This is a genomic window from Mucilaginibacter defluvii (genome assembly GCF_039543225.1).
In the GTDB taxonomy this organism is placed as follows: domain Bacteria; phylum Bacteroidota; class Bacteroidia; order Sphingobacteriales; family Sphingobacteriaceae; genus Mucilaginibacter; species Mucilaginibacter defluvii.
In genome coordinates this window covers 777985-799010 of the sequence record NZ_BAABJI010000004.1, presented here as the reverse complement: position 1 = coordinate 799010, position 21026 = coordinate 777985, and the positions used below count along the sequence as shown (strand labels likewise).

Annotated in this window: 18 protein-coding genes and 1 tRNA gene; 12 read left to right on the top strand and 7 right to left on the bottom strand. The window is 45.1% G+C overall.

The window, feature by feature from the left end; genetic code table 11:
* The first annotated feature begins 148 nt into the window (after window positions 1–148).
* The 3 genes from ABD960_RS20680 to ABD960_RS20670 all read left to right on the top strand — a co-directional run bounded on the left by ABD960_RS20680 (window position 149) and on the right by ABD960_RS20670 (window position 1992).
* A tRNA-Gln gene (locus tag ABD960_RS20680) sits at window positions 149–219 on the top strand.
* A gap of 144 nt (window positions 220–363) precedes the next feature.
* The gene (locus ABD960_RS20675; RefSeq protein ID WP_345334364.1) at window positions 364–1308 is read left to right on the top strand and encodes a ribose-phosphate pyrophosphokinase; all 945 of its coding nucleotides are present in this window, start codon (window positions 364–366) and stop codon (window positions 1306–1308) included.
* 102 nt (window positions 1309–1410) lie between these two features.
* A complete protein-coding gene (locus tag ABD960_RS20670; RefSeq protein ID WP_345334363.1) occupies window positions 1411–1992 on the top strand; it encodes a 50S ribosomal protein L25/general stress protein Ctc in 582 nt (193 codons plus the stop codon).
* A 78-nt stretch (window positions 1993–2070) separates the two neighbouring features.
* Here ABD960_RS20670 and ABD960_RS20665 read toward each other — a convergent pair whose 3' ends face one another.
* Complete coding sequence (locus tag ABD960_RS20665; RefSeq protein ID WP_345334362.1) at window positions 2071–4791, bottom strand: outer membrane beta-barrel protein; 2721 nt, start codon at window positions 4789–4791, stop codon at window positions 2071–2073.
* Window positions 4792–5020: 229 nt separating this feature from the next.
* On the opposite strand from ABD960_RS20665, the gene pth reads away from it, so the two are divergent.
* From pth to ABD960_RS20645, 4 genes are all read left to right on the top strand, one after another.
* Complete coding sequence (pth, locus tag ABD960_RS20660) at window positions 5021–5581, top strand: aminoacyl-tRNA hydrolase (RefSeq protein ID WP_345334360.1); 561 nt, start codon at window positions 5021–5023, stop codon at window positions 5579–5581.
* Between the two features lie 118 nt (window positions 5582–5699).
* A complete protein-coding gene (locus ABD960_RS20655) occupies window positions 5700–8144 on the top strand; it encodes a TonB-dependent receptor domain-containing protein (RefSeq protein WP_345334358.1) in 2445 nt (814 codons plus the stop codon).
* Window positions 8137–8502: a Spx/MgsR family RNA polymerase-binding regulatory protein gene (locus tag ABD960_RS20650; RefSeq protein ID WP_345334356.1), complete on the top strand. Its 366-nt coding sequence runs from the start codon at window positions 8137–8139 to the stop codon at window positions 8500–8502. The genes ABD960_RS20655 and ABD960_RS20650 overlap by 8 nt, the downstream gene beginning before the upstream one ends.
* Window positions 8503–8631: 129 nt before the next feature.
* Window positions 8632–10599, top strand: a complete 1968-nt coding sequence (locus ABD960_RS20645; RefSeq protein WP_345334354.1) for a M1 family metallopeptidase — start codon at window positions 8632–8634, stop codon at window positions 10597–10599.
* Window positions 10600–10657: 58 nt separating this feature from the next.
* Here ABD960_RS20645 and ABD960_RS20640 read toward each other — a convergent pair whose 3' ends face one another.
* Complete coding sequence (locus ABD960_RS20640; protein ID WP_345334352.1) at window positions 10658–11098, bottom strand: carboxymuconolactone decarboxylase family protein; 441 nt, start codon at window positions 11096–11098, stop codon at window positions 10658–10660.
* A gap of 131 nt (window positions 11099–11229) precedes the next feature.
* Window positions 11230–12711, bottom strand: a complete 1482-nt coding sequence (crtD, locus tag ABD960_RS20635; protein WP_345334350.1) for a 1-hydroxycarotenoid 3,4-desaturase CrtD — start codon at window positions 12709–12711, stop codon at window positions 11230–11232.
* Between the two features lie 77 nt (window positions 12712–12788).
* Between crtD and ABD960_RS20630 the strand changes: the two genes are divergently transcribed.
* Window positions 12789–13403, top strand: a complete 615-nt coding sequence (locus tag ABD960_RS20630) for a rhomboid family intramembrane serine protease (RefSeq protein WP_345334348.1) — start codon at window positions 12789–12791, stop codon at window positions 13401–13403.
* Here the strand turns inward: ABD960_RS20630 and ABD960_RS20625 are convergent.
* Window positions 13400–14389, bottom strand: a complete 990-nt coding sequence (locus ABD960_RS20625; RefSeq protein WP_345334346.1) for a hypothetical protein — start codon at window positions 14387–14389, stop codon at window positions 13400–13402. The genes ABD960_RS20630 and ABD960_RS20625 overlap by 4 nt on opposite strands.
* Before the next feature lie 55 nt (window positions 14390–14444).
* Between ABD960_RS20625 and ABD960_RS20620 the strand changes: the two genes are divergently transcribed.
* The gene (locus tag ABD960_RS20620; RefSeq protein ID WP_345334344.1) at window positions 14445–15458 is read left to right on the top strand and encodes a dipeptide epimerase; all 1014 of its coding nucleotides are present in this window, start codon (window positions 14445–14447) and stop codon (window positions 15456–15458) included.
* Here ABD960_RS20620 and ABD960_RS20615 read toward each other — a convergent pair.
* Both ABD960_RS20615 and ABD960_RS20610 read right to left on the bottom strand, forming a co-directional pair.
* Complete coding sequence (locus ABD960_RS20615; RefSeq protein ID WP_345334342.1) at window positions 15455–15643, bottom strand: DUF6358 family protein; 189 nt, start codon at window positions 15641–15643, stop codon at window positions 15455–15457. The two genes, ABD960_RS20620 and ABD960_RS20615, sit on opposite strands and share 4 nt — an antisense overlap.
* A gap of 2 nt (window positions 15644–15645) precedes the next feature.
* Window positions 15646–15960 (bottom strand): rhodanese-like domain-containing protein, encoded by a 315-nt coding sequence (locus ABD960_RS20610; protein ID WP_345334340.1) that lies wholly within the window; start codon window positions 15958–15960, stop codon window positions 15646–15648.
* 253 nt (window positions 15961–16213) lie between these two features.
* Between ABD960_RS20610 and ABD960_RS20605 the strand changes: the two genes are divergently transcribed.
* From ABD960_RS20605 to ABD960_RS20595, 3 genes are all read left to right on the top strand, one after another.
* Window positions 16214–17332 carry a DUF4407 domain-containing protein gene (locus ABD960_RS20605; RefSeq protein WP_345334338.1) on the top strand — a complete coding sequence of 373 codons (1119 nt, stop codon included), beginning with the start codon at window positions 16214–16216 and terminating at the stop codon, window positions 17330–17332.
* Window positions 17333–17428: 96 nt separating this feature from the next.
* Window positions 17429–19330 carry a M61 family metallopeptidase gene (locus ABD960_RS20600; protein ID WP_345334336.1) on the top strand — a complete coding sequence of 634 codons (1902 nt, stop codon included), beginning with the start codon at window positions 17429–17431 and terminating at the stop codon, window positions 19328–19330.
* 4 nt (window positions 19331–19334) lie between these two features.
* Window positions 19335–20633: a M20/M25/M40 family metallo-hydrolase gene (locus tag ABD960_RS20595; RefSeq protein ID WP_345334334.1), complete on the top strand. Its 1299-nt coding sequence runs from the start codon at window positions 19335–19337 to the stop codon at window positions 20631–20633.
* A gap of 14 nt (window positions 20634–20647) precedes the next feature.
* Here the strand turns inward: ABD960_RS20595 and ABD960_RS20590 are convergent, their stop codons facing one another.
* Entirely contained in the window at window positions 20648–21001 is a 354-nt protein-coding gene (locus ABD960_RS20590; protein ID WP_345334332.1) for an MmcQ/YjbR family DNA-binding protein, read from the bottom strand.
* Window positions 21002–21026 lie beyond the last annotated feature (25 nt).

Sequence of the window (21026 nt, the reverse complement as noted above, 5' to 3'; positions counted from 1 at the left end):
CTATTAAAAACTTAGCTGTTAACATATTTTAACGCGGTAACGGCATGCAGCAAAATGGCTTATGATTTTTTTTCAAAAAAATTTTTAGCATTTCAAAAAACGTCTTACATTTGCATTCCGTTCAGAAAAGCAATTATCTAACGGAGATTGCCTGATAGTATAATGGTAGTACGACGGTTTTTGGTACCGTTTGTCTTGGTTCGAATCCAGGTCGGGCAACAACAAAAAGGTTCGGATTTTGAATTTTCAGTTTCGGCTTAAACCGATGGAGAATTTGAAATCCGAATTGTGTTTTTAAGGTTTTATACAGATGCCGGCACGATCAGTAATCACGATCTGCCAGGTGTTTGAAATCCAAATAAAATGCCGTTACAGTTCAACCCTGTTAAATTATTCTCCGGAATAGGTTCGAGGCAGCTGGCCATTGATATATCGGCAAGTTATGGCCGTGAACTTGGTGAAGTTGTCCTTTCACGCTTTAGCGATGGCGAATTTCAGCCCCACTTCAATGAGTCGGTACGCGGTTGCGATGTGTTTTTAATACAATCAACCAACCAACCTACGGACAACCTGATGGAACTGCTAATGCTGATTGATGCAGCACGCCGCGCTTCAGCACACTATGTAACGGCGGTTATACCTTATTTTGGATTAGCCCGGCAAGACCGTAAGGATAAACCACGTGTGGCCATTGGTGCCAAGCTGGTTGCCAACCTGCTGGTTGCAGCAGGTATTAACCGTATCATGACCATGGATTTGCACGCAGCGCAGATACAGGGCTTTTTTGATGTCCCGGTTGATCACCTGGATGCCTCGGTAATATTTGTGCCTTACATCAAAAGCCTCGGCCTTGAAAACCTGACCATTGCATCGCCGGACATGGGCGGCTCATACCGCGCACGCAGCTTTGCCAAGTTTTTTAACGCGGAGGTGGTGATTTGCGATAAACGCCGAAAACGCGCGAACGAGATTGAATCAATGACGGTGATTGGCGATGTGGTTGACCAGGACATTGTGTTGATTGATGATATTTGCGATACGGCCGGCACCCTGTCAAAAGCGGCCGGACTGATTATGGAGCGTGGCGCACGTAGCGTAAGAGCCGTTTGTACGCATCCGGTATTATCAGGCAAAGCGTATGAAACTATCGAAAACTCGGCTTTAACCGAGCTGATTGTTACTGATACCATACCGTTAAAACACCAGAGCGATAAGATCAGGGTTTTATCAACCGCTGAGCTGTTTGCCAAGGCAATTGCTAATGTTAACGAGCATGGCTCAATAAGCCAGCTGTTTAAAGTAGATTAAGAAAAGAATATAGTTATGGTTGATAGATACTAGTAATCAACCATAACTAATAAAGAACTTGTGGCGGCAGTACGCCATGAATTAAATAAATAACAATAAAAAATGAAATCATTTGCTATTAGCGGTTCTCTGAGAGAGAACGTAGGGAAAAGAGATGCTAAAGAGCTGCGCTACCAAAGCCAGGTGCCTGCAGTTCTGTACGGAGGTGAAACTCAAACTCACTTCTCAGTATCCGCAGCTGATTTGAAAGCCGTTGTTTACACGCCGGTTGTTCACTTCATCGATCTTGACATTGCCGGTACTAAAACACAGGCTATCATTAAAGACATTCAGTTTCACCCGTTAACTGAACAACTTTTACACGTTGACTTTTTACAGCTTGATGAGAACAAGCCGATTGCTATCGAAATCCCTGTAAAATTAACCGGTACTTCTCCGGGTGTAAAAGTGGGTGGTAAACTGGTACAAAAATTACGTAAACTGCGCATCAAAGGCTTACCAAAAGATCACCTTGACAATATCGAAGTTAGCATCGAGGAGCTTGAAGTTGGTAAATCAGTTCGCGTTCGCGATATTAAATTAGATAACCTGCAAATCACCAATGCCCAGGAAGATACTATCGTATCAGTAACTACTTCACGTGCGTTACGTCAGGCTGAGCAGGAAGCTGCAAAAGGCAAATAATCTCAGGTAGCAATATCTGTATGAATAAAAAAGCGGTAAGGATAGTCCTTACCGCTTTTTTTGCACCCTGCTTTTTTGCTACTTAGTTTGCAGCACGTTGAATTTATAAGTATATGTAAGTAGAAAATAGCGCTTAAGCGTATTATTTTGCCCGTCAATAAGCGCGTTGGTGCTGGTATACCGGTAAATATTAATGTTTTGATCGAGGATATCATAAACCGCCAGTTTGATCTCACCCTGCTCCTTTTTAAACATCTGCACCGCGACTGACGCACTCAGGATATTATTGCTTTTGCGAAAACCATCAGCAATTTGTGAGTTATAAACAAACTCCTGCTTACCCTCCCAAACTACCCTTTTAGGCCAGCGTACGTTAATATTGTTTTGCATGGTAAAGCCCATCAGGTTTTGGTTCTGGCCGCTGCTGTAATCATATCGCGTCCAGTTACGGAAATAGGTGAAGTTGGTGTTTAACTCTATCTTTTCATTCCATGATACTTCTCCGCCCTGCGTAAGTGTTGCCGTCCAGTTACGCTCTTTACCGGCATCGCCGTTTATCAAATTTATCCGTTCGCGGTAGTACGGCCCCAAGCTGCTACGCAAGCCAAATCGCCATATTTTACTTTTTTTAAACTCCTTACCAAAGGAATATGAGCCGTACAAATCAACGCTTTGGCCGGCGTTCACTGGCATACTGGTTTGTATGCCCTCAGCGGTAATGGTGGTTTTTTGTATTACTGTATTTTGTGTGATGGCGTAGTTAAAATATGCATACATATTTATACCCTTCTCAAAATTGTAGTTGTAGTAATTAAGATTAAAACGCGTACTTGGCGAAGGCTTCAGATCAGGATTACCAATAAATGATGCTTGCGGGCTATAAACTATAGTAACCGGTCTCAGGTCAGAAATAGACGGAAGATTATAACTCCTATCCACTGATATAGAGATACCATCAAATAATTCCAACCTCAAGGTAGGCAGTAAAAAGTTGTATGATCTTTTTACCGTCCCCACATCAAAAACATCGGTAACGTTTTGCCACTGGCTGGTTAGCCCCGCTATTATCGAAACCTTTTTAAATGGACGCCAGGTGATGCCGGGTTTAACATTTTTAGTCCAGTTACGCCGGTTAAGGTCTGCACTTTGATCGGGCAACAAAACACTATAACGATTTGTGATGGTATCACGATCGTACACAAATTGATTTTGGTCAAAGTTGTTGTAATCAGCCGAAGTTACTATATCAACCACCAGCTTTTTCGAAAAGGGATAACGGTAACTCAAGGACAGGCTGCCCGAGCTGTTTTTATTATCACTCGTACTATATCTATCTAACCGGTATGATGGTAACGCTGTAGAATAACTTACCGTTCGGTTTTTACTAAAGCCATCGGCATTGCTGGGGTTAAAGCTCAGGTTATGCGTCAGCGTGAATGATTCTTCGCGGCGCGTTTTACCTCGCTTGTTATACACAAGGCTATGCCCAAAGGTTGATGAATTGTTACTATTAGTACTGTTACCCTCACTCTCGCTAACCCGCGCATCAAAACTATTAAAGCTGTTACCGGATGATCTGCTATCGCTATTGTTATTATTAAATGACACATTGGGCCTGTACGTGAGGCTGTTTAAACTATCAGGCTTCCAATCAACCAAACCACTTATGCTATGTGCAAAACTCCTGCTGCCCGACTTGTCGGCATTACGGCTAAAGAGTGTAGTATCTCTTAAAAACTGCTTTATAGAATTACTACTTTCATTGATATTACGGGTTTCATTATAAAAATACATTAAGTTAAGCTTTAGCTTTTTGCCGTAATCCGTATTCAGGTTAAAGCCGCTTGAGGTCACTTTTTCGATACCGCCCCAGCCACGCCCGCCAAGCTGTACCGAGCCATTCCACAAAGCATCGCTGCCGCTTCTGTTAAAACCGCCGTTACTGTATAAGTCCTGACTGCTAAAACCGGTTTTATTAAGGTTGTTACTCATGGCGATTACGCTAAGCTGCAGGGTATCCCTGAACATGTTGAACAATCCACCGGTTTCATACCTGTCTCGGTTACCACCGCCGCCATATACTTTGCCGAATATGCTGCGCTTAATGGCCCGCTTAAGCTTAATGTTTACTATTTTATTTACGTTTACCGCGCTTACCAGGTGGTCAGGGTCATTCTCCCGGTCATCATACACCTGTATCTTATCTACAATAGCCGCATCGAGGTTCTTGGTAGCAATCTTTGGATCATTGCCAAAAAACTCTTTACCGTCTATCAGCAGCTTGCTAACGGTTTTACCATTTACGGTGAATGATCCGTCGCGATTAACCTGCATACCTGGTATCTTTTTCAGCAGCTCCTCAAGCATGGCGTTCGGGCGGGTTTTAAAGGCTTCGGCATTAAATTCAATGGTGTCCTTTTTCATTACGATAGGTACCCGCTCGCCCTTAATTACCACCTCAGCCATCATACTACCTGCCATAATGATGTTACCGACGTCAGTAACATCGGCCATTTTAAAATTAAAATTTTTACGGTACGATTTATAGGTAACGAAGGTTACAAGCAGCTTAATATCATGATTAAGCGGCAGTCCCGACAGCTCAAACCCGCCATTGGCCCGGCTAAGGGTATAGGCAACCATTGACGAATCTTTAACATCAATAACGGTAACGGTGGCATGTTCGAGCGGCTGGTTACTGGCCGAATCAATTACAGTACCTTTTAAGGTAGCTTTGTTTTGTGCTGATGCCGTAAAAAACAGCAAACAGCAAAAAAGTGATAAAAAGGTTGGTTTCATTAAATTGTGACAAGCGTGCGTTTAAAGTTGCGATTTCAACGGCAAGTAAATGCTTTTATTTCAAATATTTAATTGTCATTAACACATTTTAACATTTTGCATCATAAATATTACCTGCCCTGGTTTGCGGGTGATGGTAAGCAAAACCCTATCTTTGTCACGAAGTTGTTTCAATAAAAAAGGCAGCTTACTGTAACGTTTATAAAAATTAACCGTCTCTTTCTCGTAAATGAAGTATTTGATAGTTGGGTTGGGTAACATAGGCCCTGAGTATGCCGACACACGACATAACATAGGTTTTATGGTGCTTGATGAGCTGGCCCGCCAGGATGGAGTAAGGTTTAGCATGGGACGCCATGCTTACCATGCCGAAACATCCTTTAAAGGCCGCAAGCTGCATTTAATAAAACCCACTACCTATATGAATTTGAGCGGGAAAGCGCTTAGCTACTGGATAAACGAATTGAAGATACCTTTAGAGAACGTATTGGTTATTGTTGATGACCTTGCCTTACCCCTTGGTACTTTACGTTTAAAGCCCAAAGGCAGCGCGGCGGGGCATAACGGTTTACGCCATATTGAAGCCACGCTTGGCCATAATAATTACGCGCGCTTGCGCTTCGGGATAAGTGATAACTTCCCCAAAGGGCAACAGGTTGATTATGTGCTGAGCAGTTTTGATGCGGACGAAATACCTGAATTACCTACCCTTGTTGATCGCTCGATTGACATGATTAAAAGTTTTGCCACCATTGGTACCGAGCTCACCATGACCCGGTACAATAAGTAGCAAATGTTAAATTTTTTATAATAGCCAGTTAAATATTGTTAAACAGCCGCTTGATGTAATTTGGCCTGGGTAACTTGCGCCCGAACATACACCTGCACACCACACACAGAAACCTAAAATGAAAGCCACTTTACTCACAGTTTTATGCTGTATACTATCCGTATGCCTTTTTGCACAGGCACCGGCGGGTAATATTTCCGTAAAAGGAATCGTTATCGACTCCGCTACCAATAAACCGCTCGACTTTGTTACCGTTGCCTTGCAGGATGCAGCTACCAAATCGCCCGTAAAAAGCGCCCTCTCAAAAGGTGATGGCAGCTTTACCCTGAGCGCGCCGGCCGGTAAGCAATATCAGTTGGTGCTTGCCTTTGTTGGTTACTCCAATAAAGTAATAACGCTCGAAAATAAAACGGTCATAGATTTGGGCCACATCATATTCTCGGCATCGTCAAAACAACTGGGCGAAGTGCAGATCAGTGCCGTTAAACCGGTGATGAAACAAGAGGTTGACCGCCTGAGCTATGATGTACAAGCTGACCCGGAAAGCAAAGCTTACACTGCGCTGGATATGATGCGCAAAGTGCCCCTACTGAGTGTAGATGCTTCTGACGCGATAAAGCTGAAGGGCAGCGGCGCTTATAAAATACTGGTTAACGGTAAGGAGTCGGCGCTGATGGCCAAAAACCCATCTGATGTTTTAAAAGCCATGCCTGCCACCAACATCCTCAAAATAGAGGTAATTACTACGCCGCCGGCCAAGTATGATGCAGAAGGATTGGCGGGTATCATCAACATCATCACTAAAACCAATGCCGACGAAGGTTACAATATTGGTATCAACGCGCGTCATAATACGGTGTGGGGACAAGGTATTAACCTGAACGGCACCGTAAAAAAAGGCAGATTTGGTTTTGCCGGATACGTGGGTGCAGGTCGCCAGCCGGAGAATGAAAACACATCCGACAATAGCCAGCGCCGTATTGCCGACAACTCCCTGCTGCTGCAAAATGGTGTTAACCGGTTTGATGGCAATTACATGTATGCCAACGGCGAATTAAGCTTTGAGATTGATACGCTTAACCTGCTTACCGGATCATTTGAAATGTATAAGGAAAAGAATAACCAATCAAACAACCAGTTCTCGCAGCTATTTGATGGCACTGATGTGGTTACGCAACGTTACCGGCAATTAAGCAATAGCTTAAGCCACTACACCGGAGTTGATGCAGCTTTGAACTATCAGTTAGGCTTTAAAAAGAGCAAGGAACAATTACTTACCTTATCCTACAAATACAGCTACTCACCTAACGATCAAACTACTGAAAATACGTTTAGCGAAACGCTTAATTATCGCCAGGCCGACTTTTTGCAACGTAACGATCAGGGGATAAAAGAACACACGGTTCAACTGGATTATGTACACCCGTTAAAAAAGATCAATATTGAAGCAGGCGCCAAAGGCATACTCCGCAACAACTACAGCGACTTTGCTACCGACACATTGATCAGCCCGGGCGTTTATGACCGTAACAATTCGCAATCAAACATATTTGACTACCAGCAAAACGTTTACAGCGCCTACAATTCATACCAGTTGAAGGGCGAAAAATGGTCGGCCAAAGCGGGTTTACGATTGGAATACACCACCATAAATGCCACATTCGCTGCCGGACAACCGGAATTAAACACTAACTACAACAACCTGATCCCCTCAATATCAGTTCAGCGCAAGCTTAAAAGCAGCAGCTTTAACCTGGGCTTTACCCAACGGATACGCAGGCCCGGTATTTATCAGCTTAACCCGTTTGTTGATCGCTCAAACCCGCTATTTATCAGCTCGGGTAACCCCAACCTGAAGCCGGAATTGAATAACACCTTTGAACTGACTTACAGCAATTTTTCAAAAGGATCGATCAACATTGGTTTAAGTTACGCGTTCTCAAACAACTCCATACAAAGTGTTACCAGTTTCAGAGATACGGTGATCAATAATCAAAACCAAAAGATCACTACAACCAATTTTGAGAACATTGGCAGCAACAGAACGCTGGGGCTGAATGTTAACACCAATTACGATATCACTAAAAAGCTATCGCTAAGCCTGAATGGACAGGTATCACGCATTTGGCTGGAAGGCACTTATAACGGGCAGCTTTACAACAACGCGGGCTATATCGGCAACGCCTTTGCCAACATTGGCTATAAGTTTGATAAAGGTTACCGCATTGGCCTTAATGCCGGTTATTTCAGCGGCTCGGTAACATTGCAGGGCAAATCAAGGTTCTTCATGTATAACTCATATGTAGTGAGCAAAGAATTTTGGGATAAGAATGCCAGTATATCTTTGGTGGCAAATAACCCTTACGGCCGTTTTTGGAAAAATACCTCAACCACCATTACGCCCGATTTTATACAAAACTCCACTTACAACCAGATATACCGCCACTTTGCCATACGCGTAAGCTATAAATTTGGCAAGCTAAGCGGCGAGATCAAAAAGAATCAGCGCGGCATCAATAACGATGACAAGAGCGGTGGTAAAAGTGGCGGCGGAAATGGCTAATTTTACTGCCATGAAAGTTTACGGAATAACTAACTGCAACACGGTAAAAAAAGCGCTCGACTGGCTGAAAGAAAATAAGGTTGATTACGAGTTTCATGATTTTAAGAAACTTGGCATCAGCAATGAAAAACTTAACGAGTGGGACCAAAAAGCCGGTTATGAAAAGTTTTTAAACAAACAGGGCCTTACCTGGAAACAGCTCAGCCCACAAATTAAAGAAAGCGTAAAAACCAATGCCGACGCGCTGAAGCTTTTACAGGAGAAAACCAGCATGATAAAGCGCCCCGTTATTGAGGATGGTGATTACCTGTACTTCGGTTTCAACGAAGACGTTTACAAAGAACATTTTAATAAATAATTCAAGGCAGCCCGCAGGCTGCCTTTTTCTGTTAATCATGATTTAATAACGGTAACAATAGCTTTACCCGATGCTTCAATTACAGGTATTTATGGTATACTTGCTATAAATATTATAAAACTGATTAACATGACCTTTAAGTACGTAGCCGGCGCTTTGCTGGCTGTTATGGCTGTCGCCAACTCCGGTTTGGCGCAGGCTCAGGACGCATCCGGATCAAAATATGATTATCATGATGCTTTTGGCCCTAACTTTTACACCAAAAACGGCAACGAATACCGTGCCGCCACCGGCGAGCCTGGCCCTAAATACTGGCAAAACCGCGCCGACTACCAGCTAACCGCAAAGCTGAACGACAAAACCAACGAAATTACGGGTACCGAGGTACTTACTTATACCAATAATAGTCCGCAAAAACTGGGCTTTATATGGATGCACTTGGATCAGAACCTTTTTAAGCAGGATTCGCGCGGATCAGCAATTGTACCGCCTACCGGTAGCCGCAACGGCGGCCGCGGACAGGTGTTTGATGCCGGCCACAAAATAAAATCAGTTAAACTGGTTGGCAGTGAAACCGAGCTGAAATACATCATTAACGATACCCGCATGCAGGTATTTTTGCCTAAAGATGTAGCTGCCGAAGGCGGACAAATAAAACTACGTATTGAATTTTCATACATCAGCCCTGACTATGGTTCAGACCGTACCGGCATCCTGAACACCAAAAACGGTAAAGTATTTACCGTTGCACAATGGTATCCGCGCGTTTGCGTGTTTGATGATGTAATGGGCTGGAATGTACTGCCTTATACAGGCCCGGCTGAGTTTTACCTGGAATATGGTGATTTTGACCTGAGCATTACCGCTCCGGCAAACCACATTGTGGTAGCATCAGGCGAGTTGCTAAACCCTGCAGAGGTTTATACTGCGGAGCAACAAAAACGCTGGGCACAAGCTGCACAAAGCGATCAAACGGTAATTATCCGTTCGGCTAAAGAGGTTACAAACCCCGCATCGCGCCCTGCAGGCAAAACCGAGCTGACCTGGAAATTCCGTATTAAAAACGCCCGCGATGCCTCATGGGCTTCATCTGCATCTTTCATTATCGATGCAGCTAAAATGAATTTGCCAAGCGGTAAAAAATCTATCGCTATATCAGCTTACCCTGAAGAGAGCGACGGTAATGACGCCTGGGGCCGCTCAACTGAATACGTTAAAAAATCAGTTGAATACAACTCAAAAAAATGGTATGAGTACCCTTACCCTGCCGCAACTACTGTTGCCGGTATTGTAGGCGGTATGGAATATCCCGGTATCGTTTTCTGCGGATACAAAGCTAAAAAAGGCAGCCTTTGGGGTGTTAACGATCACGAATTTGGCCATACCTGGTTCCCGATGATCGTAGGCTCAAACGAACGCGTTTACGGCTGGATGGACGAAGGCTTCAACACCTTTATCAACACCCTCACCACTGAGGACTTCAACAATGGCGAGTACGCCAACAAACGCCCGATGGATATGCAGCGCGTTGGCGAATTCGCTACCAAGCCCGACCTGGAAACCGTATTGAGCGCACCTGCCAATATGAAGGAAAAGAACATTGGTATGCTACTTTACTTTAAACCGGGCTTTGGCCTTACCATGCTGCGCGAGCAGGTTTTAGGTAAAGAGCGTTTCGACCTGGCTTTCCGTACCTACGTTGAGCGTTGGGCATTTAAACATCCTACGCCTGATGATTTCTTCCGCACGATGGAAAACGTTGGCGGCGAGAGCCTGCAATGGTTTTGGCGCGGCTGGTTTATTAACAATTGGCGACTTGACGTTGCGGTTAACAGCGTAAAAAATGTCGACGTTGATCCATCTAAAGGTGTATATATCACGATCACCAATATGGAAAAAATGGCAATGCCGGTTCCATTGGAAATAAAATACAAAAGCGGTAAAACCGAAATGGTAAGGCTGCCGGTTGAAATTTGGGAGCGTAACGTATCATTTGTTTACAAACACCCATCAACTGAAGAAGTGGTTCAGGTTACTTATGATCCTGAAAAATCAATGCCTGATTTTAACCCCGATAATAACGTCTGGAAAAAATAACCTAATAAACAAAAGGCCTCGGTTCGAGGCCTTTTGTTTTTAACAACTACAATCATAATTAGGCCCTTTCAGGCATAAGGTGGGTAGTGATGGCTATCCGGTTCCAGGCGTTAATGGTTACAGCAGCCACAATCACCTGTCCGGTTTTCTCTTCTCCTAACACATTTACTGCTTGCCGGTAAGTAGCATCCTTAACATGCCCCTGTATGTTGGTTATCTCCTCGGTTAAAGCCAGCACTGCTTGCTCTTCGTCCGTAAAAAAGTCAGTCTCGCGCCATCCGGGGAGCACATAAATGCGCTGTTCGCTCTCACCGGCCTTGCGGGCATCCTTGGTATGCATATCCAAACAGTAGGCACAGCCGTTTATTTGTGAGGCACGGATTTTTATCAGTTCATGAAGCTTTTTTTCTAAACCGCTTTTTTGTACGTAAGCTTCAAGGCCATACATCGCTTTAAAAGCGTCGGGTAATATTTCGTGTATTTTGATCCTGGTTTCCATGATATTTCTTAATTTTTTAAAATGTGATTAAATGTTTTTTTGCCGGCGTTTACAACACAAAGGTGCATCGCAATGGGCGGCAAAATCTTAATCTTGATTAAGAAATACAGGATAGAAGAAAATTCTTTTAATTAAGAGATAGCTGGGGTAAGATTGCCCACAATTTTTGCCGACAGCAGGCACAAGGGTATACCGCCACCCGGGTGTACGCTGCCGCCGCAGAAGTACAGGTTTTTAATTTTGGACGAACGGTTGGCATGTCTTAGAAAGGCCGCAAATTGGTTATTGGAGCTGGTACCATATAAAGAGCCTTGGTACGATGAAGTACGGCTTTCTATACTGCGTGGGTCAAGTATACTTTCACTCTGGATAAGCGGGGTTATATCCTCACCTAACAAACGGCTTAGCTTATTGATGATATTCGTACGCGCAAGGTCAATCAGCGCGTCCCAGTCCTGGCCTTTGTTGGCGGGTACGTTGATCATCACAAACCAGTTTTCATGTCCTTTGGGCGCATCATCAGCTTTTAGTTTTGAGCTGATATTGAGATAGACTGTCGGGTCGTGCCCGATGGTTTGATCCTTCCAGATACTGTTGAACTCCGCCTCGTAATCGGCGCTAAAAAATATATTGTGAAGATCGAGCTGGGTAAATTGCTTGCTGATGCCCCAGTAAAATATCAGTGCCGAGCTGCTCCGCTCCTGCTGCAATATTTTTTTGGGGTGGATGCCGGGTAAATGACCGAGCAGTTTTTTGTAGGTGAACCATACATCCATGTTGGATATGACCATTTCTGCTTCAACCAAATCTCCCTTCACCTTTACACCGGTTGCTTTGCTGCCCTCAACCACAATTTGCTCAACCGGGCTGTTATAATAAAAACTTACCGCCAATTCCTCCGCCAGTTTAACCAGGGATGATGTGATGCTGTACATGCCCCCATCCGGAAAGTAAGCGCCGAAGTGCTGTTCAAAATACGGGATAACATTCAGCGTGGCGGGTGCCCTATAGGGGTTTGAACCGTTGTAAGTGGCGTACCTGTCGTAAAACTGAACCAGCCGTTTATCTTTAAAAAAGGAAGTATTGGCCTTGTGCATACTCCGCATGGCATCAATACCCGGCAGGCGAAAAATAGATTTTATGGTAGGCCAGCGTAAATAAGTGCTTAACCGGTGTAATGATCGCTCTAAAAAAACATGATTGGTAATATCATAAATCAGCCGGCTGTTAGCAGCATACTTCCTAATGTTCTCTCGATCTTCATTGGTTTTTGCCGATAGTTCTTCTACCAGTTTTTCGCTATCAGCATAGGCCGATAAGCGGGTACCATCCTCATAAAAATAATTACAAACGGTATCGAGCTGCTGACAATTAAAATACCGGCGCGGGTCTTTACCGGCCAATACAAAAAGCTCATCAACATATTGCGGCATGGTAAACAGGCTTGGCCCTGCGTCAAAGCGGTAACCCTGCTGCTCAAATTCCGAGAGCTTACCACCAGGGTAAGCGTTCGCCTCATATACTGATACCTTGAAGCCCTTTACAGCCAAACGAATAGCGGTGGCTATACCGGCGATACCGGCACCTACAATTATGGCTTTTGGCTGGGGCATGTGGGCAAAAGTAGTATTAAAAACATATCTTCGTTCTTGTGCAGCTTAACTGCCACTATTAATATTTGTTTTAAACCATGGAATATATAGAAATGGCCCCGGTAGCCAGCATGATATTTTTAATCACGATAGTAACTTCGCTTTACGCCTTCTCAAACGAAACCATATACCGCAAGTTCACGCTACACCCCTACAGCGTTTCGAGAGGGCAATACATGTACACCCTGATTACCAGCGGGTTGATCCACAAGGATTGGGGGCACTTGTTTTTCAACATGCTGTCGTTTTATTTTTTTGCCTTTACCTTAGAGGCTACGGTAGGCCACTGGCAATTCGGGCTGATATACCTGGTGAGCATGATATTGAGCGATTTGCCGACAGTAGCCAAGCACCGACATAATCAGTGGTATTACAGTTTAGGCGCATCCGGAGCCATCAGCGCGGTTGTGTTCAGCTATATCTTATTTTATCCCAAAGCCGGGATGGGCTTATTACTGATCCCGATATACATACCTGCATACATTTTCGGCTTCCTTTACCTCATATACTGCACTTACTCATCACGTTATGCGCAGGATGGCATTAACCACGACGCTCACTTTTACGGCGCGTTAAGCGGCATACTGCTTACTATAATGGTTTTTCCGCAGGTTATTAAAATTTTCCTGAATGCATTTGGCATTGTTGTTTAAGCCGGTAGCTGTATAGTATCTGCCGGTTTAAAGTTACCTTCGGCATCAAACAAAAAGCTCATGGGCTCCTCAGGATTTTTGATGATTTCGAATAACAGAAAGCCCCAGTTTTTCCAAAAGTTTTCCAGCACTTGTCCGTAGGTTTTGGTTACCCAATGGTCAAATAATGGCTTGCTGCTCATACCGCGCAGGGGCATGGCTTCCAGATAAATGGTATCATTAACTGGCAAAATATTGTACTCGGGTAAACGGTTAAATAAGTAGGCCGAGTAAAAAAAGCGCGCGTTCAATTCTTCAAACTGTATAGGATGCAGCGGCTGGCCGGCTATCTTATCCAGCACCTCTTTATGGTAATTGGCGTTGGTGCCGTTGTCCTGCAGGCAAATAATAATGCCAAAATCCTTTATGCGCAACGAAAAGGTAAGCGTATTGATCTCATCGCGATAGCCAAAAACATCATCGGCATTATTCACGCGGAACAGCACCAGGCTAAATGGCTTAAACTCGTCGAACTCCAGCGGTAAATTGATGCTTTGCAGCATTAAGTGCAATTGTGTAAACCGGTGTATAATGGCGTGCGACATGTTGAACTCCTCGCCCTGCGCATGTTGCTGCCTGATGCCTCCCTGTATCTCGTTAAATACAATACCATACAACAGCTTACCCGCCCATTGAAAAAGCTTTACATCATCCAAGCGGCTAACCCCTTCGTAACCTTGCTCAAAGGCTGCGGCAATTTCACGCTCAAGCGGTTCCAGGTATTGCTCATTCACGGCAGCCGAGCAAGGCAACTTTAAATCCTTATAGGTGGCCATGCTTTCATCAAGCAGTTTAAAGGGCTTGTCTTCAAGCTGGAAAGCGCTCATCAGCCATTGCGGGAAAACCTGTATCTTTTCTTCGGAAGTGCTTAACGCCTCGCCGGTTAAAAAACAATTGCGATTGCTAAAGTTAAAATTGCTGAACGGGTTATAAAGTTGTTGCGGCATGGCGGCAAAGATAAGCACGTTTTTGATTGCAAAACTTTAGCTTTGATTTTATAACATGCAACTGACTTACCGCCCATACCACCTGCAATTAAAGCACCCCTTTACCATTGCTAAATTTACACGCACGGCTACGCCTGTAATGCTGGTTGAAATTGCACACGAAGGTCATGTTGGCTACGGCGAAGCATCCATGGTGCCGTACATGGGCGAGAGCCATGAAACAGCCGCCGCGTTTTTAAATAAGGTTGATGTAAGCCGTTTTAGTTATCCGTTTGATTTTGGGGCGATAATCAATTACCTGGATGAAATAGCGCCCGGCAACCCGGCTATTAAAGCGGCCATTGATATTGCCCTGCACGATTTGGATGGCAAGCTGCGCCAAACGCCTTGCTGGCAGTTGCTTGGCAGTGATGCGGCGTTAATGCCGCCTACCAGTTACACCATCGGCATTGATACGCCCGATATGGTTCGCCAAAAAGTGCTTGCCGCGCCTGATGTTAAAGTGTTGAAAGTAAAACTTGGGCGGGAGAACGATAAGGAGCTGATAGAAACCATCCGCTCGGTAAGCAACCTGCCTTTATATGCCGATGCCAACCAGGGCTGGACAGACAAGCAAGAAGCTTTAGATATAGTACTTTGGCTGCATGAGCAGGGCGTGCAACTGATTGAGCAACCTATGAGCAAGCTGGACGTAGACGGCAACGCCTGGCTCACTGAAAATAGCCCGATACCCGTTATTGGCGATGAGGCCGTGCAGCGCCTGCCCGATGTGGGTCTGGCTGCGGGCGTTTATCATGGCATTAATATTAAACTGATGAAATCGGCCGGGATATATGAGGGCTTGCAGATCATAAAAAAAGCCCGATCGCTCGGGCTTAAAGTTTTAATAGGCAGTATGAGCGAAACAAGCTGCGCCACTTTAGCCGCCGCCGCACTTGCCCCCCAATGCGATTGGGCAGATCTGGACGGACCGTTGCTGACCACCAATAACCCCTATATAATACCCGGCTTTGCAAATGGCCGTTGGCAATTAAGCAACCAACCCGGCCTGGGGCTTAATGAATACTAACGCTTTTTAGTAAACTGGCGCACCTCTTTTATCAGGCGAATCTTTAAAATAATCAGCATCACGGCTACAAATACAGCCCCTAACAGCCAGCTCCAGTGCCTTTGTAAAAAACCCTCGTAAGCAATAAACAGGCATACTATAATGCCTACGTTGTACAGCACGTTAAGTGCTACCTTTTTACCCATAATTAGTATACCTGTATGCTTGGATCAATTTCGGCCTGCCATGCCAGTATACCGCCTTTAAGATTGTATAAATTGGTAAAGCCCTGCTGCTCCAACTGCATAATGGCCGCCGCGCTGCGTTTACCGCTGCGGCACATCACCACAACCGGTTTATCTGTATATAATTTATCAGTCTCAATTAAAATGCCGCCCAGCGGAATATGTTGACCGCCGATGTTAGAAGTTTGATACTCAAAATCCTCCCTTACGTCAATCAATTGAAAATCCTCGCCACGGTCAATTTTCTCTTTCAGCTCCTGTACGGTTATCTCGTTCATGGTATTTAAAATATGTTTTCAAATGTATGATTTTTCTGTAAACGGCAATCTCCGGTACGCGGATGCGCCTGCAATTCTTTACATTATACTGTCATTATAACTAATAACTTCGCTAAACCATTGATGCTTAAACGCATCTGATGGTTTATGCCCATGGTTAATAATTACCGCAGTTGCATAAATGTTTTACCCTTAACTGTAACAATAGCAAACCCCGGGCGTTTTATATAAAGTTTACGTAGACAACATATTGATGAAAAAAATTACCCGCTTCTTTTGGTTCTGTTCAGGAGCGCATATTGATACGCTTAAAAAATACCCTATTGAGCATAATAAATATGTGGGTATTGGGGCAACCATATTTTTCACCGCGCTGTTCGCCGCCCTGTCCGGTGGTTATGCCATGTACTTTGTGTTTAGCGGCAGCGCCTTTGCCGTTGGCTTTGCCATATTGTTTGGTCTGCTGTGGGGTACCGCCATTTTTAATATGGACCGATACATTGTATCAAGTATTAACAAAGAGGGCACTACCAACCAGCAGATATTGCAGGCGTCGCCACGTATTTTACTGGCTATAATGATAGGCATAGTTATATCCCGCCCGTTAGAATTGAAGATATTTGATAAGGAGATCCGCGGCAAGCTCAAAACGTCCTACCTGAAAGGGCAGCAACGCAAAATTGATACGCTGCAAAAAACCTATCAAGGCAAATACGCGATGGAACTTGCCAAAAATTCAGAGCTGAAAAAAGAGAAAGACTCATTAGAGAAAGATATCAACCGCTCCCGCTTTCAACTTAACCAGGAGGTTTTTGGCGATAAAACCAACCAAACATCGGGCATAACCGGCTATGGCACCTACGCCAAACAAAAGGAAGCCGTGCTTAAAGAGAAGCAGGACAGGCTGAAAACCGTTACCGGCGATATGGCCAACATGGAGCTGTACCTGAGCGCGCGGAAGAACTACGAAGGGTTAAACAGCACCAAACTATTTTCGGATAAGCAACTGGACAGCCTGGCGAACGTGGCCGGTTTCTCCGACCGTAACTGGGCACTGGGGCAACTATCATATAACGACAAAGGCGAGCGCGACCTGGACACTTACCTGGCTATATCCTTTATCGGCTACCTGTTCATTCTTTTTGAGTGCTTGCCCGTATTTGTTAAGCTGATGTCGCCCAAAGGGCCTTATGATGTGGCTGTTAGTAAACTCGCTGAAGCCAATATTCACTTGGCCGAACGGGATAAGGAACGCGACATGGCCGTTACCGACAATGTATACGATCATCACCTTGAAGCGGATATTGATAAGCGAAAGCGCATTATCACCGGCCAATCTGAATACGACCTTAGCCGCCATAGTTATGATTAACAGGCAGCTAGGGCTGCCTACCATATAGGTAGTCAATAATTTACGTGCTTTTAAGCCAGAAACTCGTATTTTTCGGCCTTTATTTAACTGCACTTCATGAAAAAATTGTTACTTACCGCGGTTGTATGCCTGGCCGTATCTGCAACGTTTGGTCAGCGTAAGCGCCACCGCTCGCGCCCGGTTTACAGCAGCAGCCCTGTTTATTACACGGTATCGTTCCCAAACGCGGTACACCACGAGGCCGAAATTGTAATGACGCTTACCGCCGTACCGCAAGGCCCGTTGCGTGTGCGCATGAGCCGCTCGTCGCCGGGCAGGTATGCCACGCACGAGTTCGGCAAAAACATATATAACGTAAAAGCTTATACCAATAAAGGTTCCGAACTACCCATCAAACAAATTGAGGGCGATGTTTATGAGATTCCCTCACATCAATCTGTAGTAAACATTAGCTATACGCTGTTTGGCAACTGGGTTGATGGCACCTATGCCGGTATTGATGCGGGACAGGCACACCTGAATATGCCCGCCTCGTTTATGTGGGCCGTTGGTTTTGACCGACGACCGGTAAAAATCCAGTTCATTGACCTGGATAAGCACCAGTGGAAAGTATCATCACAACTAAAATACGAGGGCAACGCCACTTACACTGCGCCGAATTTACAGTACATGATGGATAGCCCCACTGAACTATCCGGCTATAAACAGGCAAGCTGGGAGGTTACCAACCCAACCGGTAAAAGGCAAAAAATCAACCTGAATGTATATTCTGACGATAGCCAGCAATTTGTCAACTCCTTTGCGCAAATGGTGCAAAAGGTTGTGCTTGAGGAGCAAGCCGTATTTGGCGAACTGCCCGATTACGATTATGGCGAATACACCTTTATCAACAACGTACACTCCACCGTTAACGGAGATGGCATGGAGCACCGCAACTCTACCATTATTACCGACCCGATTGATAAGATAGAGGGCAACGAGGTACTGGTACTAGGCACTTTCTCACATGAGTATTTTCACAGCTGGAATGTGGAGCGCATCCGCCCGAAATCATTAGAACCGTTTGATTTTACGCACGCCAACCAAAGCAGCGAATTATGGTTTGCTGAGGGATTTACCCAATACTACGGCGAAATGCTGCTGAAAAGAGCAGGTTTTTACACTGTTGATGATTACGCACAAGTGTTGGATGGACTGGTAAACTCGGTGTTGAATACACCCGGCGCTAAAAAATATCCACCTGTACAAATGAGCCGCTATGCGGTGTTTGCCGATGCGGGTGTGTCAATCGACATGAATAATAACTCGAACATCTTTACCTCATATTATGTATATGGCGGCGCTACCGCCCTGGCGCTTGACCTGCGCTTGCGTGCCGAGTTTAACCTAACGCTGGATGACTACATGCGCTTTGTTTGGAAAAAGTTTGGCAAAACAGAAAAGCCATATACCGTACCTATGCTACAATTAGCGCTGGCGCAGTTTACTAAGGAACCGGCCTTCGCGTCCGACTTTTTCAGGCAATACATTTATGGCATTGAGAAAAACGATTATGAGGCTTTATTAGCCAACGCCGGCTTTTTAGTACGTAAAGCAAGTGCCGAAAAAGCATGGGCTGGAGCGCTATCAACCGGAGGCGGACGGGTAAAATCAGGGCAGGCACATGCCTCGTATTCCGGGGAAGGTGTGCTGATTGCCATACCAACCGTACAAAACACGCCATGGTACAAGGCGGGGCTTGATGCCGGTGATGTGATACTCACTATTGACGGGCAAACAGTAAAAACTACTAAGGATATTGAAGGCATCGTCGGTTCAAAAAAACCGGGCGATAAGCTGGCCGTAAAATACCGTAACCGCAACGGCGAGCACAACGCAAACGTAATGCTTGAGGCAAGCCCATATTACGATGTGATCAGCTTTGAAAAAGCGGGGAAAACATTGAGCAAGGAGCAGGAAACATTCAGAAATAACTGGCTACAATCAAAAGTAAAATAACACCATGATAAAAAGATTTTTAGCGGCGGGATTGCTGCTCAGTGCAACGGCGGGAGCCTACGCACAGGATGTGAACAAACTGATCGTTCAGGAAGATGTGGGCAAGATTATCAAAACGCTCTCGGCAGACGATATGCAGGGCCGCGGCAGCTTTACGCCGGGTATTGACAAGGCGGCCAAATTTATTGAGGGCGAGTTTAAAAAAGCAGGCCTTACCCCGCTTACCGGCGAAAAGGATTTCCGCCAGTCGTTCAGCGTAATACGCTCTACCCCGGTAAGCATACAGGCAAGCATCAATGGCAAACCGGTACTTACCGAAAACGCCTTCGCTATGGCAGGCGCATCGTTTAAATGGACCGCCGCCAGTGGCGCCGAAGTAGCCACGTTAGCCGCCGGTCAGGATTTTCGTACCGAGTACCGCAAGTACCTGTCATCAGGCAAAAACATGCTGATTTTAGTCGACCCATCATTTGCCGACATATTTGGCCGTTTACGCAACCGCACTATAGGCGGCAATGTAAGCATGAAGGTTGACAGCGCCCAGTCGTTAGTTTTTGTATTGGGTAAGTTTGATAATCCATCTAACTACGAAATAAATTACCAGGTAAAAAATGAGGAAGCGCCGTTATTCAATGTAGCTGGTATGATCAAGGGTAAAACCAAACCTGACGAATACGTGGTTTTCTCCGGCCATTACGATCACCTGGGCATCATCAAACCAACTGATAAGGACAGCATTGCTAATGGTGCTGATGATGACGCATCGGGCACAACGGCGGTTATCGCGTTAGCTAATTATTATAAAAAGCTGAACAACAACGCCCGCACCCTAATCTTTGTAGCCTTTACCGCTGAGGAGATTGGCGGTTATGGCTCGCAATATTTTTCAAACAAGGTTGACCCGGACAAAACAGTGGCCATGTTCAACATCGAGATGATTGGCAAGGCATCAAAATTCGGTACCAACTCGGCATTTATAACCGGTTACGAGCGGTCGGATTTTGGCACCATCCTGCAGAAGAACCTGAAGGGTACCGCTTTTAAGTTCCATCCTGATCCATACCCGGAGCAGCAACTGTTTTACCGCAGCGATAACGCTACCCTGGCAAGGCACGGCGTACCGGCGCACACCATCTCAACCGATCAGATTGATATTGACAAATTATATCACACGGTGAAGGACGAATTCAGTTCGCTGGATGTAAGCAACATTACCTCAACCATACGTGCCATAGCCCTGAGCTCGCGCAGTATTGTTGCCGGTAAGGATACGCCAACCCGCATCCCAAAAATGGACGATTAATATTGATATCGACTTTATTTTTCAGAAACTATTTCGGCCTGCTGTTTTTTCGGCAGGCTTTTTAGTATCAGCTCATACGAGTGGTCAATCATCTGGTGCAGTTGTTTTATGGTGAGGCTGCCATCCATCTGCACGGTGTTCCAGTGTTTTTTGTTCATGTGAAAACCGGGCTGCACTTCGGGGTGCTGTTCGCGCAGTTCAACAGCTAGCTCAGGGTCGCACTTGGCGTTAAAGCGGTTACCGTCAAGCCCGGCAAGCAGGAATATTTTGCCACCAACCTTAAATACCAGTGTATCATCGCCAAAGGGGAAACTTTCGTCGGCAGCGGGTTTGGCAAGGCAATAGTCGCGCAGTTCTTCAATATTCATGGTAAAAGGTATTTATGCTGATTGT

Excerpts from the sequence above, each read along its gene's own strand:
- ABD960_RS20675 (WP_345334364.1), top strand. The coding sequence starts at position 364 with ATGCCGTTACAGTTCAACCCTGTTAAATTATTCTCCGGAATAGGTTCG.
- ABD960_RS20615 (WP_345334342.1), bottom strand. The coding sequence starts at position 15,643 with ATGGGTAAAAAGGTAGCACTTAACGTGCTGTACAACGTAGGCATTATA.
- crtD (WP_345334350.1), bottom strand. The coding sequence starts at position 12,711 with ATGCCCCAGCCAAAAGCCATAATTGTAGGTGCCGGTATCGCCGGTATA.
- ABD960_RS20610 (WP_345334340.1), bottom strand. The coding sequence starts at position 15,960 with ATGAACGAGATAACCGTACAGGAGCTGAAAGAGAAAATTGACCGTGGC.
- ABD960_RS20600 (WP_345334336.1), top strand. The coding sequence starts at position 17,429 with ATGAAAAAATTGTTACTTACCGCGGTTGTATGCCTGGCCGTATCTGCA.
- ABD960_RS20650 (WP_345334356.1), top strand. The coding sequence starts at position 8,137 with ATGGCTAATTTTACTGCCATGAAAGTTTACGGAATAACTAACTGCAAC.
- ABD960_RS20630 (WP_345334348.1), top strand. The coding sequence starts at position 12,789 with ATGGAATATATAGAAATGGCCCCGGTAGCCAGCATGATATTTTTAATC.
- ABD960_RS20665 (WP_345334362.1), bottom strand. The coding sequence starts at position 4,791 with ATGAAACCAACCTTTTTATCACTTTTTTGCTGTTTGCTGTTTTTTACG.
- ABD960_RS20605 (WP_345334338.1), top strand. The coding sequence starts at position 16,214 with ATGAAAAAAATTACCCGCTTCTTTTGGTTCTGTTCAGGAGCGCATATT.
- ABD960_RS20655 (WP_345334358.1), top strand. The coding sequence starts at position 5,700 with ATGAAAGCCACTTTACTCACAGTTTTATGCTGTATACTATCCGTATGC.
- ABD960_RS20590 (WP_345334332.1), bottom strand. The coding sequence starts at position 21,001 with ATGAATATTGAAGAACTGCGCGACTATTGCCTTGCCAAACCCGCTGCC.
- ABD960_RS20625 (WP_345334346.1), bottom strand. The coding sequence starts at position 14,389 with ATGCCGCAACAACTTTATAACCCGTTCAGCAATTTTAACTTTAGCAAT.
- ABD960_RS20670 (WP_345334363.1), top strand. The coding sequence starts at position 1,411 with ATGAAATCATTTGCTATTAGCGGTTCTCTGAGAGAGAACGTAGGGAAA.
- ABD960_RS20620 (WP_345334344.1), top strand. The coding sequence starts at position 14,445 with ATGCAACTGACTTACCGCCCATACCACCTGCAATTAAAGCACCCCTTT.
- ABD960_RS20640 (WP_345334352.1), bottom strand. The coding sequence starts at position 11,098 with ATGGAAACCAGGATCAAAATACACGAAATATTACCCGACGCTTTTAAA.
- pth (WP_345334360.1), top strand. The coding sequence starts at position 5,021 with ATGAAGTATTTGATAGTTGGGTTGGGTAACATAGGCCCTGAGTATGCC.
- ABD960_RS20645 (WP_345334354.1), top strand. The coding sequence starts at position 8,632 with ATGACCTTTAAGTACGTAGCCGGCGCTTTGCTGGCTGTTATGGCTGTC.
- ABD960_RS20595 (WP_345334334.1), top strand. The coding sequence starts at position 19,335 with ATGATAAAAAGATTTTTAGCGGCGGGATTGCTGCTCAGTGCAACGGCG.